Source organism: Halopelagius inordinatus (assembly GCF_900113245.1).
GTDB classification, from domain to species: Archaea; Halobacteriota; Halobacteria; order Halobacteriales; family Haloferacaceae; genus Halopelagius; species Halopelagius inordinatus.
The window spans coordinates 471,903-485,614 of record NZ_FOOQ01000001.1 but is presented as its reverse complement, the minus strand read 5'-3'; the positions used below and the strand labels follow the sequence as shown (position 1 = coordinate 485,614).

Annotated in this window: 15 protein-coding genes and 1 pseudogene; 8 read left to right on the top strand and 8 right to left on the bottom strand. The window is 65.6% G+C overall.

Features of this window, described 5'->3' with window-relative positions; genetic code table 11:
* Window positions 1-6 precede the first annotated feature (6 nt).
* A complete protein-coding gene (locus BM167_RS02615; RefSeq protein ID WP_092888308.1) occupies window positions 7-876 on the bottom strand; it encodes a deoxyribonuclease IV in 870 nt (289 codons plus the stop codon).
* A 114-nt stretch (window positions 877-990) separates the two neighbouring features.
* On the opposite strand from BM167_RS02615, the gene BM167_RS02610 reads away from it, so the two are divergent.
* Window positions 991-1,521, top strand: a complete 531-nt coding sequence (locus BM167_RS02610; protein WP_092888305.1) for a redoxin domain-containing protein — start codon at window positions 991-993, stop codon at window positions 1,519-1,521.
* Between the two features lie 5 nt (window positions 1,522-1,526).
* On the opposite strand, the gene BM167_RS02605 is transcribed toward BM167_RS02610, so the two are convergent.
* Together BM167_RS02605 and BM167_RS02600 are read right to left on the bottom strand one after the other, a co-directional pair.
* Window positions 1,527-2,351 (bottom strand): lipoate--protein ligase family protein, encoded by an 825-nt coding sequence (locus tag BM167_RS02605; protein ID WP_092888302.1) that lies wholly within the window; start codon window positions 2,349-2,351, stop codon window positions 1,527-1,529.
* Between the two features lie 86 nt (window positions 2,352-2,437).
* Window positions 2,438-2,794, bottom strand: coding sequence for a hypothetical protein (locus tag BM167_RS02600; RefSeq protein ID WP_092888299.1), 357 nt, complete (start codon window positions 2,792-2,794; stop codon window positions 2,438-2,440).
* Window positions 2,795-3,006: 212 nt separating this feature from the next.
* Here BM167_RS02600 and BM167_RS02595 point away from each other — a divergent pair, with 212 nt between their 5' ends.
* Window positions 3,007-3,918: a serine/threonine-protein kinase RIO2 gene (locus tag BM167_RS02595; RefSeq protein WP_092888295.1), complete on the top strand. Its 912-nt coding sequence runs from the start codon at window positions 3,007-3,009 to the stop codon at window positions 3,916-3,918.
* A 34-nt stretch (window positions 3,919-3,952) separates the two neighbouring features.
* On the opposite strand, the gene BM167_RS02590 is transcribed toward BM167_RS02595, so the two are convergent.
* The gene (locus tag BM167_RS02590) at window positions 3,953-5,149 is read right to left on the bottom strand and encodes a lycopene cyclase domain-containing protein (protein WP_092888292.1); all 1,197 of its coding nucleotides are present in this window, start codon (window positions 5,147-5,149) and stop codon (window positions 3,953-3,955) included.
* A 231-nt stretch (window positions 5,150-5,380) separates the two neighbouring features.
* Here BM167_RS02590 and BM167_RS02585 point away from each other — a divergent pair, with 231 nt between their 5' ends.
* The gene (locus BM167_RS02585) at window positions 5,381-6,586 is read left to right on the top strand and encodes an MFS transporter (protein ID WP_092888289.1); all 1,206 of its coding nucleotides are present in this window, start codon (window positions 5,381-5,383) and stop codon (window positions 6,584-6,586) included.
* 46 nt (window positions 6,587-6,632) lie between these two features.
* Here the strand turns inward: BM167_RS02585 and BM167_RS02580 are convergent, their stop codons facing one another.
* Window positions 6,633-6,992: a group I truncated hemoglobin gene (locus BM167_RS02580; protein WP_092888286.1), complete on the bottom strand. Its 360-nt coding sequence runs from the start codon at window positions 6,990-6,992 to the stop codon at window positions 6,633-6,635.
* Between the two features lie 74 nt (window positions 6,993-7,066).
* Window positions 7,067-7,714, bottom strand: a complete 648-nt coding sequence (locus BM167_RS02575; RefSeq protein ID WP_245781291.1) for a helix-turn-helix domain-containing protein — start codon at window positions 7,712-7,714, stop codon at window positions 7,067-7,069.
* A gap of 21 nt (window positions 7,715-7,735) precedes the next feature.
* Here BM167_RS02575 and BM167_RS18300 point away from each other — a divergent pair, with 21 nt between their 5' ends.
* The 3 genes and pseudogenes from BM167_RS18300 to BM167_RS02570 all read left to right on the top strand — a co-directional run bounded on the left by BM167_RS18300 (window position 7,736) and on the right by BM167_RS02570 (window position 8,891).
* Window positions 7,736-7,897: a hypothetical protein gene (locus tag BM167_RS18300; protein ID WP_177213268.1), complete on the top strand. Its 162-nt coding sequence runs from the start codon at window positions 7,736-7,738 to the stop codon at window positions 7,895-7,897.
* 26 nt (window positions 7,898-7,923) lie between these two features.
* Window positions 7,924-8,040, top strand: a pseudogene (locus BM167_RS18295) (sugar ABC transporter permease); the annotation flags it as partial.
* Window positions 8,041-8,300: 260 nt separating this feature from the next.
* Window positions 8,301-8,891 carry a 50S ribosomal protein L15e gene (locus BM167_RS02570; protein WP_092888283.1) on the top strand — a complete coding sequence of 197 codons (591 nt, stop codon included), beginning with the start codon at window positions 8,301-8,303 and terminating at the stop codon, window positions 8,889-8,891.
* 78 nt (window positions 8,892-8,969) lie between these two features.
* Here BM167_RS02570 and BM167_RS02565 read toward each other — a convergent pair whose 3' ends face one another.
* Complete coding sequence (locus tag BM167_RS02565) at window positions 8,970-9,800, bottom strand: CPBP family intramembrane glutamic endopeptidase (RefSeq protein WP_092888281.1); 831 nt, start codon at window positions 9,798-9,800, stop codon at window positions 8,970-8,972.
* Window positions 9,801-9,966: 166 nt separating this feature from the next.
* On the opposite strand from BM167_RS02565, the gene ubaA reads away from it, so the two are divergent.
* Window positions 9,967-10,788 (top strand): SAMP-activating enzyme E1, encoded by an 822-nt coding sequence (gene ubaA / locus BM167_RS02560; RefSeq protein ID WP_092888279.1) that lies wholly within the window; start codon window positions 9,967-9,969, stop codon window positions 10,786-10,788.
* A 27-nt stretch (window positions 10,789-10,815) separates the two neighbouring features.
* On the opposite strand, the gene BM167_RS02555 is transcribed toward ubaA, so the two are convergent.
* A complete protein-coding gene (locus BM167_RS02555) occupies window positions 10,816-12,510 on the bottom strand; it encodes a methyl-accepting chemotaxis protein (RefSeq protein ID WP_092888276.1) in 1,695 nt (564 codons plus the stop codon).
* 207 nt (window positions 12,511-12,717) lie between these two features.
* On the opposite strand from BM167_RS02555, the gene BM167_RS02550 reads away from it, so the two are divergent.
* Window positions 12,718-13,644: a formate/nitrite transporter family protein gene (locus tag BM167_RS02550; protein WP_092888273.1), complete on the top strand. Its 927-nt coding sequence runs from the start codon at window positions 12,718-12,720 to the stop codon at window positions 13,642-13,644.
* The last annotated feature ends 68 nt before the right edge of the window (window positions 13,645-13,712 follow it).

Below are 13,712 nucleotides of genomic sequence, written 5' to 3'. Positions count from 1 at the left end.
GCGCCGTCAGTTCTCCCGTATCTCTTTCACCCGGTCGATGTTCCACGCGAACCCTCTGCCGTCCTCCGTCGGCGTCTCCAAGACGAGAGGGACGTCAGCGAGGTCGGGGTGGTTGACGAACGCGTCCATCCCTTCCTCGCCGATGTAGCCCTCGCCGATGTGGGCGTGTTCGTCCTTGTTCGTCCCGCACTCGTGTTTCGAGTCGTTCAGGTGGACGCACTTCAGATGTTCGAGACCCACGGTGGCGGCGAGTTCTTCGACCGTCTCTTCGACGCTGTCGGCCGTCGAGAGGTCGTACCCCGCGGCGAAGGCGTGGGCGGTGTCGAGACAGATTTCGAGGTCCTGGCTCGACTCGTCGAGGACGTACGCCAGATGCTCGAAGTCGTCGCCCATCTTCGTTCCGCTCCCCGCGTCGCTCTCTATGAGGACTGTCACGTCGTCGGGGACGTCGAGTTCGTCGAGGACGGACACGGCGTTGTCGAGTCCCTGCTGTTCGCCCGCACCGGTGTGCGCGCCGAGGTGGACGTTGACGTAAGGGATTCCCAGTCTGTGGGCGGTGTCTACCTCCGTCTGCATCGAGTCGAGCGACTTCTCCCTGAGGCCGTCTTTGGGCGTACAGAGGTTCACGAGGTACGACGAGTGGATGACCCACGGGCCGTCGAGTTTGTCGGCCGTCTCCGTTCGGAACAGTTCCGCCTCGTCGTCGCCTATCTCGGGGTCGCGCCACACCTGCGGGGAGGTGGTGAATATCTGCCCGCAGGTGCCGCCGAAGGCGACCTGTCGGAAGACGGCGTTCGCGAGGTTTCCGTGGGGTGGCGTCTGCTCGTCACTCGAAACTTTCGAACTCGACATCGAGACGTGTGCGCCGACTTGCATGCCAGACCGCAGGAAGTAGATACCTATAGGGACTTCGGAGCGAGGTAGCGCGGCGAGCGAAGCGGTGGGGACCTATACGGGATGCTTTATCACCGAATACGGTATAGACGAGGTATGACTGGGGACGGACTCGCCGTCGGGGCGTCGGCACCGGAGTTCACCGCACCACTCGTCCGGCCGGACGGGAACGTAGTCGAAACGTCGCTCTCGGAGTTACTGGCGGACGGACCGGTGCTTCTCAGCTTCTACACGGTGGACTTCAGCCCCGACTGTATCGAAGAGTGGTGTTCCTTCCGCGACTTCGATTGGTTCGCGTCGGGCGACACCGTACAGGTCGTCGGCGTGAGCAAATCGGGGACCCGCCTGCACAAGCAGTTCATCGACCGACTCGACCTCAGCTTTCCGCTGTTCTCGGACCGTGACCTCGCCGTCGCCGACGCGTTCGACGTCGTCTACCGGTTTCTGAAACTATCGAAGCGTTCGAGGCGGTCCTGTTTTCTCGTCGATACCGACGGCGTCGTCCGGTATCGCTGGGTGGGCGACCACTGGTTGGACCCCTCGCGCGACACGCCCCCCGTCGGCGAGATACACGACGCCGTCGTCGCCGAACTCGGCGCGGACGAACCGGATACGTTCGGGTTCTGAGGGCTTTACCGGCCCTTCGGACGGCGTCTGATCCACTCGTCGTCGCCGTATTTCTCGTCTACGCGTTCGCGCGCGCGTTCGAGTTCGTCGTCGGTCCACGACCCCTCCGCGGCGTCCGCCCACTCTGCGAGGGCGGACTCGACTGCCGCCACCGTCTCCACGCGAGTCGCGTCCGAGAGTTCGTCGACGCCGACGACGCGTTCACCGAACGCCTCGGGCGAGACGTCGTGGCCCGAGAACACGTCGAGGTGCCTCTCCGCGGCCGCCGAGTAGGTGAGCGAACCGTGCTGGATGACGGCGTCCTTTCGGCGGTACTGGGCGTTGCCGCTTATCTTCCGCCCCTCGGAGATGATGTCGTGGGCGGGGTGAAGCGCCCGTAGGTAACAGGCGGGCGACCATATCTCGGGCGACTCCGATTCGGCGAAGTCGGCGTCGACGCCCGCGCGTCCGAACGCGTCGAGGACGGGGTCACAGAGGATGCGGTACGACTCCATCAGGTCGCCCGGGAGTTCCGACTTCGGCGCGACGATGGAGTACGAGACGTCGCCGTCGTAATCGTGGTAGATGCCGCCGCCGCCCGTCTGTCGTCGAGTGACGGAGACGCCCGCGTCCGCACAGTGGTCCCAATCGACGGTATCCGGGTCTTGGTGATAGCCCAAAGAGAGCGTACTCGGCTCCCACCGGTAGACGCGCACGGTCCGCGGACCGCCCGCCGCCGCCGTCTCGGCGGCGATTTCGTCGAGAGCCATCTGCATCGGGCCGTCGCGGGCCTCCTCGCGTATCAGTCGCCACTCGCGGTCCGCCAACGGGCCGCGGGCATCGTCGGTCATGCACCGAAGTAGGACTGACCGCCGGAAATCGGTTTCGTCGCCTTCTCGGTGGGACCGAGAGCGGTCCGTCGATTACGCGGCGGTTCTCACGCCAACAGTCGGCAGACGAGTACGAACAACCGTTCGAGGTTCTTCGAGAGCGTCGACTGCTTCTCGCTTTGGAGGGTGACGTCCTCGTCGGCCGTTTGGAGTTCGATGGTCTGGCCGTGGTCGGTGTGGTCTACCATCTTCAGGCCGGTGATGGCGTCCATGGGGACGACGATGTAGCGATAGTCCTCGTCGGCGATGTCGGCGCGACAGTGTTTCCCCAAGACGTGGACGCTCCGTTCTGTCACGCCCACCTCGTAGCCCACGTAGCGCATCCCCGCGACTTCCGCGCCCGCGCGCTCTCCTTTCACTTTCGCTTTCAGGAGGTCGTCGCCGATGAGGAGTCCCTCGACCATAGTCGGCGGTGTTCGAGCGAGGACATAAAACTACGCGGCACAGTCTCCCGTTTTGATATTCGGGCGGACGCTTCGCGTCCGGAGTCGCGCGAAACAGTACTCGGAGGCTGACTCTCTGCTCGGAGTGCCGTTTCGTATCGCGATATGTGATATATTCGAGCGGGGCGGGGCGACTCGCGTCCCTTTTAGGGCTCGCGGGCGTCGGTCCGGGCATGGTGCGGAACGTCGCGGGCGTGATGGCCGAACTCGAACCCGAGGACTTCTACCTCCTCTCGGGCGTCGAGCAGGGAATGCGCTTCAGCGAGTGGGTCAATCGCGGCAAACTCCCCGAACTCACCGGTCTCACTCCCGAAAACGTCGACTACAGGTTGGACCGGTGCGCGACGAGAGAACTGATAGAGCGAAAGACCATCCAGTACGAAGGGTACAAGCTCTCGGTCGCCGGATACGACGCGCTCGCGCTCCGGACGTTCTCGAAGCGAGAGACGATACAGGGCGTCGGCGCGCCTCTCGGCGTCGGCAAGGAAAGCGACGTGTTGGAGGTACAGTCGTACAAGCCGTTGGCCCTGAAGTTCCACCGCGAGGGGTACACGAACTTCCGGGAGGTGATGCGCGAACGCGACTACACCTCCGACCGACAGCACGTCTCGTGGCTCTACACCGCCCGGAAGGCCGCAGAACGCGAGTACGAGGTGCTCGAAGACCTCTATCCGGACGTCGCGGTGCCGCGACCCGTCGGCCAGAACCGCCACGCCATCGTGATGGAGAAACTCGCGGGCGTCGAACTCGGCAAGTCCAAACTCGCAGAGGAACAGGCGGTGGGCGTCTTGGACTTGATCCTCGACGAGATGGCCTCCGCGTACGACGCGGGCTACGTCCACGCCGACATGAGCGAGTACAACGTCGCCGTCGCCGAAGACGGCGTCACCGTCTTCGACTGGCCGCAGGCCGTCTCGACGGACCACGACAACGCCCGCGAACTCCTCGTGCGCGACGTGAAGAACATCCTCGGTTACTTCGAGCGCAAGTACCCCGCTTCGATGCCGGATTCGACGGACGTAGAGAGCGTGGCGGACGCCGTCGCGGCCGACGAGTTCGAGACGGTCCGAAACCACCCCGAGTAACCGCCGCTCTCTGTGCTGTTTCTCGACCCCGCCGCTACTCCGGGGAGTCCGGCGAACGGGCCGACGGGGGGTCTCTGGCCGCCAGCGTCTCGTGAATCGCGAGGACGAACGCCGGGACGACGACCATGAAGATGTGCTCTTCGAGCGGGATTCCGAGCAGTTCGACGCCCGTCCGCAACGGAATGGCGAAGACGCCGACTTCGAGGGTGTACCAGTCCCAGACGTACGCGACGGGGTAGACGGCGGCGACCGTTCGGACCGTCCGGCGGAGAGCGTCTCGCCCGGCCCGAGCGAGGAGAACGGCTGCGAACGTCCCGAACAGGACCTCCGTCGCGAGATACGTGTACGGGCCGAGGACGCCGATATCGGGGAGCGGAACGCCGGCGAGAGGGCGGTAGGCGACGGCGACGACCAAGAGAGCGAGAAAGACGTACGCCCCGCGGACGAGAAGCATCGTCGCGAGTCGCGGCGTCGCCCCCCGAGCGACCACCACGACGGCTGCGAACGCGAGTGCCGCGACGGGAGCGAACGCGGGAAAGAGACCGGTGACCGTACCCGCGACGACGGCGAACAGTCCGAGTCCGACGAGAACGTCCGCGAGGCGGAAGGCGTTCCCGTATCCGAGGACGACGGCGACGGTTCGCTTACCGATAGAGCGGTCGTACTCGTAGTCTTGAGCGTCGTCGATGGTCTTGACGCCCGAGAGGACGAGAAGAAAGACCCCCGCGAACGCGAGTGGCGTCGCCGCGACGCCGCCCGTCTGCACGTAGTATCCGCCGAGGATACTGAGTGCGATGCCGAGCGGGTAGCCTATCGTCGCCGTCACGGGGTTCATGTCTAGCTGTGGGGCGTGAAAGAAGCCGAGCACCCACGTCGGGACGACGAGAGCGAGGACGCCGACGTCGACGAGAGAGACGAGGGCGGCAGTACAGAGAGCGAATCCGAGCGTCGCGCCCGCCAACCCGACGTGGCACCCGCGGCGACTCATCGGGTGGTCGTCGTCCTCGTTTCGCCGGTAGAAGTCAACGAAGCCATCCTTGACGTGCGCCGTGTAGACGGCGAAAAACGTCGCCGCCGCGTGGATACCCCCCGCGAGGAGTCCGAACTCACCCGCGAGGATGGCACCGAACCACGACGCCGCGATCGGCGGAAGCATGAACACCGGATGAACCTGCGAGGCGAGGGCCGCGAATGCCGCTCTCGCCCCGGTCCCGTGGCGTGCGATGGCCATAGCGTCTCTAACGGGCCGACGCCGAAAACGATACTAGCGGTTCGCAGGGCGTGCGAGCGGTGTCGAGAAGCGAATAGTTTCGGAAGAGGGGTGATAAACCGATAGACGCGATATGAAATGGGCGTTCTGACGTGAGAGGACGGATTTCACCGACGACGAATCCCCGTGGCGTTCGACTCGACGTGTGGCGAGCAGAGTAGCCGTTAACTGTGCCTCTCGTGTACGCTACGCATGGGACGTTACAGACGGGACGACGCGACGTTCGTCGTCGGCGTCGTTTCGGTCGCGCACTTTCTCTCGCACGTCTTCTTGCTGGCCTATCCGCCTTTGTTTCCGCTACTCGCGGCGGAGTTCGACGCCTCCACCGCTCAACTCGGCTTGCTCGTGACGGCTATCTACGTTCCGCAACTTCTCCTCCAACTGCCGTTCGGCGAGGTCGTAGACCGAATCGGAGCCAAGTGGGTGCTCGTTTCGGGACTCGCGCTCACGTCTCTCAGTATCGGCGGGTCGGGGTTTGCGACGTCGTACTGGACGCTTCTCGGCTTCGCGTTCGCCTCCGGCATCGGGCAGTCGGTGTTTCATCCGGCGGACTACGCGCTACTCGGAGCCGTAACCACGCCGGACAACGAGGGGATTGGGTTCAGCGCCCACACCTTCGGCGGTTACGCCGGCTTCGCGGCGGCACCGCTCGTCGTCGGGAACGTCGGACTCGCGGTCAGTTGGAACCACGCTCTGGTCGGCGCGGGTGTCGTCGGAGCAGTCGTCGCTGTGGGAATCGCTCTGACGACCGACTCGGTTCACGCGCGCCAGGTGGCGGAGCGTCCGGGCGACTCCGCGTCGGAGACGCTCCGCCAGATGGTCGGCTTCGTCAAACAGTCGGACCTGCTTTTGGTGTTCGTGTTCTACCTGATCAGCATGATGGCGCTCGTCGGACTGCAGTCGTTCACCACGGTGCTCGCGGCCGACGCGTACGGGTTCTCCGAATCGACGGCGAACACGCTGTTGACGGTTCACCTCGCCTGTACGGCCGTCGGCGTCGTCGCCGGGGGACCGCTCGCCGATCTGGCGTCGTTTCGGCGGGTCGTGGTGGGGATGTTCGTCCTGTCGGCCGCCGGAGTCGGGGTACTCGTACTCGGCGTCTCCAGCGCCAGTTTCGCCGTCGCTCTCGCGGCGCTTTCGCTGACCGGGTTTCTGTTCGGCCTCGCGCTCCCGTCGCGAGACAAGTTCGCAAACAGCGTCGCCGACCCCGACGCGGTCGGTAAGAGCTTCGGGTTCTTCTTTACCGGACTGTCGGTGGGTGCCGTCGTCAGCCCGACGCTTCTCGGTATCGTCATCGACGTCTGGTCGGCCCCGTCCGCGTTCGTCGTCGTCGGTGCCCTGTTGGTCGTCGCCGCGTCCGTCGTCGTCGCGGCGACGTACGCGACGGCGGAGCCGTAACCGGCGGGACGGCGGTAGCGGCTCGAAACGGGAGATAGCGTAGACTCTACGCCCCGATGATGGGGTCTTTCAGCGCGGCGACTTCGGACATGATGGCATCCACGTTGTCGTCTCCGACGCCGTTCTCCCGAAGTGCGCGTTCGAGGTAGTCGGCGACGACGGCGAAGTGTTCCTCGGTGACGCCGAGGTGGTCGTGCGCCTCGCGCATGTTGGCACCGGAGTAGTCGACGGGTCCGCCCGCGACGGCACTGATGAACTGCACTTGGTGCGCCCGGAGTTCCTGCATGTCCATCCCCTCGAAGTAGACTTCGAGTCGGTCGTCGGACAGTACTCGGTCGTAAAAGTCGTTCACGACCGCTTCCACTGCCTCTCTACCTCCGATCTGATGATATACGGATTCAGACATCGAGTTCAACCGTGTTTAGCCGAGAGTCGGTATAACCTCGGTCCTGATATGCGGGGCGTTATTTAACCCGGCGGTCACACGGAGAGAATCTGGTCCAGTAGTTTCGACTGCGTGGCCGCGAGATGTTCGGTAAATGTGGAGGCGGTGATACCGAGTGCGGACGCGACGTCGGCGGAGTTTGCGGCTTTCGGTCGCTCGAAGTAGCCCATCTCGTGGGCGGTTCGGAGAACTTCGTACTGCCGGTCGGTGAACGCCGACCGGTCCACGAGCAGCAGCGACCCCGAGTCGTCGGGGTCGGATCGCATCAGGCGGTGGATGCGAACCGAGTCGCACCGCGCTTGCAGGTCCGAGATGATTCGCCGTACCGTCTCCATCTCGGAGACGAGAAACGAGACGACGACCGTTCCGCCGCCCGCGTCGCCGGACGCAGTCTCGCGGTCCGCCGCACGTCCGCCGACGACGTCGATATCGCGGACCGGACATCCGTGGTCCGGGACGCGCCCGCACGGGCAGTGTTCGCCCTCCGCCTCGAACCGGAGTACGGACCGCGACCCGTCGGAGAAGACGACGTCCGCCGCGTCGGGAATCGACAACTCCTCGGGCGGGCGTTTCACCGTCACCTCGCCGACGACGGCACCCCCGCCTGAGGCGGCCTGTCGGTCGGTGACGACGGACTCTACCTCGAAATCCCCGCTCATCGCAGCGACGGGACAGCCCTTCACACCGTCGACTCCGAGTCGGACGTGGATTCCGCTCACGGCGAGACGAAACGACTGCGACGTACAAGTGACTACGGAAACGAATCGACGCCCGCCGAGACGGGGGCGACCGACGGGTGGGGCCCAGAGAAGCGACAGTTCGACGCTGTCGGCCTCGAAATCCTCGACGAACGAGCGTTCCGGTGACGGACATCGCCGTCGTACTCGACACGCCACAGGTGACGTTCTCGGCGTTCGCGCTCACGTTCGCCGCACCCATCATGCTCGTCTATCTGTTCGCCCAGCGCTACATTGAGGGCGGACTCTCGTTCAGCGGGATGGAAGGCTGAACCGCGATGCAATACTTTCTTCGCGCGTACGCGACCGACCGGGACGACCGATTCCGGACGGTTCGGAGCGACTGCTCTCTCGTCGGGTCTTTCGCGAGACGTTGACACGCACGGACCCGGGGATTCGAAGTGGTTAAAGGCGAACCGAGGGAAGAGTCTGTAACTCGCTGGTCAGACGGGCACGCCAGCGGGCACCCGTGGAAACGGGACGACATGTGGAGGGAGCGTCCTCCGAATCGCAAGCGCCCGTGGTGAAACATATGGCACGAAGCTTCTACTCTCACATCAAGGAGGCCTGGAAGCAGCCCGGCGACGGCAAACTCGCCGAGTTGCAGTGGCAGCGAAAGCAAGAGTGGCGAGACCAGGGCGCGATAGAACGCGTCGAACGTCCGACGCGCCTCGACAAGGCCCGCGAACTCGGGTACAAAGCAAAGCAGGGCATCGTCGTGGCTCGCGTCTCCGTCCGAAAGGGTAACGCCCGCAAACAGCGCCACAAGGCCGGTCGCCGGTCGAAGCGTCAGGGCGTCAACCGCATCGGTCGCCGCAAGAGCATCCAGCGCATCGCAGAGGAACGCGCCTCCCGAAAGTATCCGAACCTGCGCGTCCTCGCGTCGTACTGGGTCGGGGAAGACGGCTCGCAGAAGTGGCACGAAGTGATTCTCGTGGACCCCGAGCACCCCGCCATCCAGAGCGACGACGAACTCAACTGGATCTGCAGCGACGACCACAAGGGCCGCGCGTTCCGCGGTCTGACCAACTCGGGCAAGTCGAACCGCGGCCTCCGCAAGCGCGGGAAAGGTTCGGAACACACGCGTCCGAGCGTCGCCAGCAACCGCCGCCGCGGCAAGTAACGCCCGCGTCGCGCACGAACCGATTTTCTTTCGAGACAGAACGAACAGCGACCGGTCCGCCGACTCGGCGTCCCGTCCTCACGAGAGAGCGACGACAAGTATCGACAGCGTGACGAAGACGATGTGGGTGCCGACGTGCGCGAGCATGGCGGCTTCGAGGTGATATCGCCACGCGAACCAGCCGTAGACGACGCCGCCCAGCGCGTTCAAGAGTACCGTCCGGGCGACGGCGGACATCGTCAGCGACCCGACGCCCGAAATCGCGGGCAGATGCCCGAGGCCGAAGAGCAGGGCGGTGATGCCGATTGCGGGCCACATCACCGTCGGTCCGGGCCTGCGAACGCCGCCGGTGGCGCGCCACCCCACCCACGCGACGGCGGACAACACGCCCCACCGGAGGATGAGTTCCTCCGTGATACCGCCGTAGAGAAACCGGACCGGAATCGACGCGAGAACTTCGAGGAGGGTCGGACGCCCCTGCGCCACCGCGGGCGTCGCGCCGAGGGGAGCGAAGACGACGTCCAACGACGCGAGGAGGAGGCCGACGGCCGCGCCCGCGCCGATGGCACGGGCGGCGACGTCGCCGAGTTCCGGGAGCACCGGCGTTCCGTCGGCGACTCGTTCGACGACGAGCGAGCGAATCCCGACCCGAGGGGCCGCCCGCGTGCCCACGAGAACGCCGACGAGGAGGAGCGCAGTCGGCGTCAGGAGCGAGAGCAAAAGCACCGCGAGCGTCGAAAATCCGGGGACGGCAGGGAGAGCACCCGTCAGCGCGACAGTCGCGCCGAGCGACGCGACGCCGACGAGACCCAACCCGAAAAGTGCGCCCGCGCGTCGCAGATACGACCACCGTTCGGCGTCCGTGCCGCCGGGCCCGGCGGACTCGTCCGTGGGGGCGTGAATCGTCATGGGGGCACCATGTCCGGCGGGTGGATAAACGCGGCGACGGCCGTCGAAACACGACGAGCGGAGGGTATCGGGCCTACATCGGTCGCAGAAACGGTTTCGCAGACGACGGCGGCCGCCCCGACTGCGGCGGGCAGGAGTTATCCGGGTCCGCTTCCGACGTAGGGGTATGCCCCTCTCTTTGGACTCGACTCAGTTGGACAGATACTCCCGGCACATCATCATGGACGAAGTCGGCCCGGAGGGTCAAAAGCGACTTCTCGACGCGCGCGTCCTCGTCGTCGGGGCGGGCGGACTCGGGTCGCCCGCCGTCGAGTATCTCGCAGGCGCGGGCGTCGGCACCCTCGGCGTCGTGGACGACGACGTGGTCGAACGGAGCAACCTCCAGCGACAGGTCATCCACGGCGACGGCGACGTGGGCAGGCCGAAAGTCGAGAGCGCCGCCGACTTCGTCGCGAGACTCAACCCCGACGTGACCGTCGAGACGTACGAGACGCGACTCGACAAATCGAACGTCGAAGACGTCGTCTCGGGCTACGACGTGGTGGTGGACGCCTCCGACAACTTCCCGACGCGCTATCTCCTCAACGACTTCTGTCGTCTCAGAGAGATTCCCATCGCCCACGGGGCGATATACAAGTTCGAGGGGCAGGTGACGACGCTCGCCTCCGACGGCCCGTGTTACCGGTGTCTGTTCCCCGAAGCGCCCGAACCGGGAACAGTTCCCGACTGCGCGACGACGGGCGTCCTCGGCGTCCTCCCCGGAACCGTCGGCTGTCTCCAAGCGACGGAGGCCGTCAAACTCGTCCTCGGCGTGGGCGAACCCCTCGTCGGGCGTCTCCTCTTTTACGACGCGATGGACACGACGTTCGAGACGGTTCCGTACCGAAAGAACCCGGACTGCCCCGTCTGCGGTGACGACCCGATAGAGTCCGTCGAAGAGGTGGAGTACGCGGACGGCTGTACGGTGGGTCCCGCCGCGTCGGAGTGAGAAAAGCGAACCGGCGGTCGAAACCGTCTACGCGTCGAAGTCGAACCCGCCGTCGGATTTCGGCTGGGACGCGTCCCCGTCTTCCGGCGCGTGGCCCCCGTCCGAGCGGGTTTCGACCGCCGACCCGTCGGCGTCGGCGGCGTCCGGACCGTCTAAGTCGACGTCGACGTCGAACTCCGCCGACTCCGCCTCGCCGTTGCCGTAGAGGCGAGCGACCCGTTCGGTCAGTTCGTCGAGGGCCATCGTCTGGTCGGCCGTCGCGCCCGTGATTTCGGCGGACGCCTCTTCGGTGTCGTTGGCGTGCGTCTGCGCCGACTGGATGGTCGTCGTGACGCCCTCGATGTTCGAGGCTTGGCTGTCCGTCGCGCGCGCGACTTCGGCGACGCCGTTCGCGGCGGCGTCGGCCGCGTCGGCTATCTCTTCGAGCGACCCGAGTACGTCCTCTATCTCGCCGGAGGCGACCTGCACCTGTTCGTGAGACTGCTCGGAGGCGTCCACGGTCACGTCGGCCTGTTCCTGTATCTCTTCTATGCTCTCTGCTATCTCCTCTGTGTGCGTGTGCGTCTGGTTCGCGAGTTGTTTTACCTCGTCCGCGACGACGGAGAACCCCTCGCCGGCCTCGCCCGCGCGCGCGGCCTCGATGTTGGCGTTGAGAGCGAGCAGGTTCGTCCGGTCTGCGACTTCCGCGATGACCTCGACGACTTCCTCTATCGCGCCCATCCGCTCTTGGAGTTCGGTGACGCTCTCCAGTAGGTCGTCGGAGATGGAGATGACGTTGTCCGTCGCCGTCCGGACGGACTCGCCCGCCTCGCGGCCGTGTTCTGCGGCGGTCCGAGCCTGTTCGGCCGCGGTGGCGACTTCGTCGGACGTGGCCGCAATCTCTTCCATGCTCGCAGAGAGGTCCTGCATCTCGTCTGCTCCCTTGTCGAGGAGCGTACTCTGTTCGTTCACCTGCGACTCGATGCGCGTCGCGGCGTTTGCGGCGCGTTCTATCGCCTCGCCGAGGCGTGCGGCCTTCTCGTCTACCTCGTCTGCGAGTCGTTCGAACCGCGACGCCATCGAGTTGAACTCGGGGACGATTGCGAGAACGTCGTCGTCGAGGACGCCGCGTTCGTCCTCGTAGTCGACGCGCGCCGAGAGGTCACCGTCGGCGAGAGAGCCGATGGTTTCGAGCAGTTCGTGGACGAGAGCGAGAGAGGCGTTGTCGCGCGCGACGGTGTCGGTCCGGTCGTGAACCGTCTCCATCACCGCGACGAGTTCGTCGCCGTCGAATATCGGATGGGCGACGAACCGGATGTGGCGTTCGACGCCGTCGGCGGTGGTCATCGTACTCGAGTCCTCGAAGGCGACCGTCCCCTCGACCGGGTCGACGCCGAACTGGGCCTCGGCGTCGCGCGGCGCTTCGAGTACCTTGTCGGCGAGCGTCTGCGCTCTGCGGCCGTCGGGGTAGAACGCCTCGCTGGCGTGTTCGGAGCCGAGAGCCTCTTCGGCGGCGACGCCCGTCAGTTCCTCGATGGGACAGTTCCACGCGACGACTCGGCCGTCCGCGTCGAGGACGAACACCGGCGAACCCACGCCGTCGAGCAGTCGTGCCGGCGGGAGCGAACGCGCAACTCCCGTCACGGTCCGTGCGTCACCGGTGGCCACACCACCATCCGCCCGGGTTCGCTCGCCGCCGAACGGCAGTGCCGCGGCGAGTCGAGAGAGCAACGAGTCTGGCATCGTGAATAGTTCACACAGACCCCCGGATAACTCTATCGCGCTGTTTTTCGAAATTGATAACTCCGTCTTCCGAAGGGGACGCGCTGGAGCCGAACGAAGCTTCGGTTCCGCTCTCGGTATCGGCTGTGAGATTCGTCCGTCCGAAACCGCCACGGAGGGTCGGCAGGCCAGTTTTGATGCACGCAGAGCACCTCTGGTGGAGATACGATGAGTTCGGGAGACCCGCGACGCGACGACGGCGACAGAGATACGTTCGACCGGGCACGAAGCGGTGCCCCCGCGGCGGGCGGGGCCGTCAGAGACCGGTTCTCGACCGACGAGATATTCCAACGCGTGGTCGCCACCGCCGACGAGGAAGTCGGCGCGTCGACGTCGAGACTCTACCTCAGCGGTCTCGCCGCGGGGTTCGCCATCACGCTGACGTTCTTCTTCTACGCGTCGATGACGGCAGCAACGGAGGGTCTCCCCGGATTTCTCGCGGCGCTTCTCTACCCGGTCGGGTTCGTCTACATCGTCATCGGGCGGTATCAACTCTACACGGAGAACACGCTCACGCCCGTCACGCTGGCTCTGACCCGCGTCACGAGCATCCCGTCCGTTCTCCGCGTCTGGGGCGCGGTCCTCGCGGGGAACCTCACCGGCGGGGCCGTCGGCGCGTTCGTGTTGGCCAACACGGGCGTGTTCTCGCCGGCCGCCGCCACCGCGGCGGTCGGAATCGGCGTCAAAGGCATCGAGACGGCGTGGTGGGACCTCGTAATCAAGGGGGTGTTCGCGGGATGGTTGGTCGCCGGGATGGTGTGGCTCGAACACGCGGTCCGCGACTCCATCTCGCGCGTCGTTCTCGTCTACATCGTCATCTTCACCATCCCCGCGACGGGGCTGAACCACATCGTGGTCAGTTTCACCGATACGGTCTACCTGTTTTTCGCGGGGGAAGCGAGACTGCTCGCGGCACTCGTCGAGTTCCCCCTCCCGGTGCTCGTGGGGAACACGCTCGGCGGGGTGGTGTTGGTCACCCTGCTCAACTTCGGCCAGACGGAACACCGGTTCCCCACCGCCGAGGAACGCCGCCGCCTCGCCCCCAGAGAGTGGCTGTTCGAGCGTCACACCGGGCGCGTGGAGGACGCCGACTGACGGGACGGGAGACGAGAGAAGAGGAGAGAACGGCGAGAGAGACCGACCGACGGTCGCTCCGTCGGAGT

Bases quoted from the DNA above. Each gene is read 5' to 3' on its own strand.
- BM167_RS02570 (WP_092888283.1), top strand. From the start codon at position 8,301: ATGGCACGAAGCTTCTACTCTCACATCAAGGAGGCCTGGAAGCAGCCC.
- BM167_RS02595 (WP_092888295.1), top strand. From the start codon at position 3,007: ATGGTGCGGAACGTCGCGGGCGTGATGGCCGAACTCGAACCCGAGGAC.
- BM167_RS02610 (WP_092888305.1), top strand. From the start codon at position 991: ATGACTGGGGACGGACTCGCCGTCGGGGCGTCGGCACCGGAGTTCACC.
- BM167_RS02605 (WP_092888302.1), bottom strand. From the start codon at position 2,351: ATGACCGACGATGCCCGCGGCCCGTTGGCGGACCGCGAGTGGCGACTG.
- BM167_RS02580 (WP_092888286.1), bottom strand. From the start codon at position 6,992: ATGTCTGAATCCGTATATCATCAGATCGGAGGTAGAGAGGCAGTGGAA.
- BM167_RS02550 (WP_092888273.1), top strand. From the start codon at position 12,718: ATGAGTTCGGGAGACCCGCGACGCGACGACGGCGACAGAGATACGTTC.
- BM167_RS02615 (WP_092888308.1), bottom strand. From the start codon at position 876: ATGCAAGTCGGCGCACACGTCTCGATGTCGAGTTCGAAAGTTTCGAGT.
- BM167_RS02590 (WP_092888292.1), bottom strand. From the start codon at position 5,149: ATGGCCATCGCACGCCACGGGACCGGGGCGAGAGCGGCATTCGCGGCC.
- BM167_RS02555 (WP_092888276.1), bottom strand. From the start codon at position 12,510: ATGCCAGACTCGTTGCTCTCTCGACTCGCCGCGGCACTGCCGTTCGGC.
- BM167_RS02600 (WP_092888299.1), bottom strand. From the start codon at position 2,794: ATGGTCGAGGGACTCCTCATCGGCGACGACCTCCTGAAAGCGAAAGTG.
- BM167_RS02585 (WP_092888289.1), top strand. From the start codon at position 5,381: ATGGGACGTTACAGACGGGACGACGCGACGTTCGTCGTCGGCGTCGTT.
- ubaA (WP_092888279.1), top strand. From the start codon at position 9,967: ATGCCCCTCTCTTTGGACTCGACTCAGTTGGACAGATACTCCCGGCAC.
- BM167_RS02565 (WP_092888281.1), bottom strand. From the start codon at position 9,800: ATGACGATTCACGCCCCCACGGACGAGTCCGCCGGGCCCGGCGGCACG.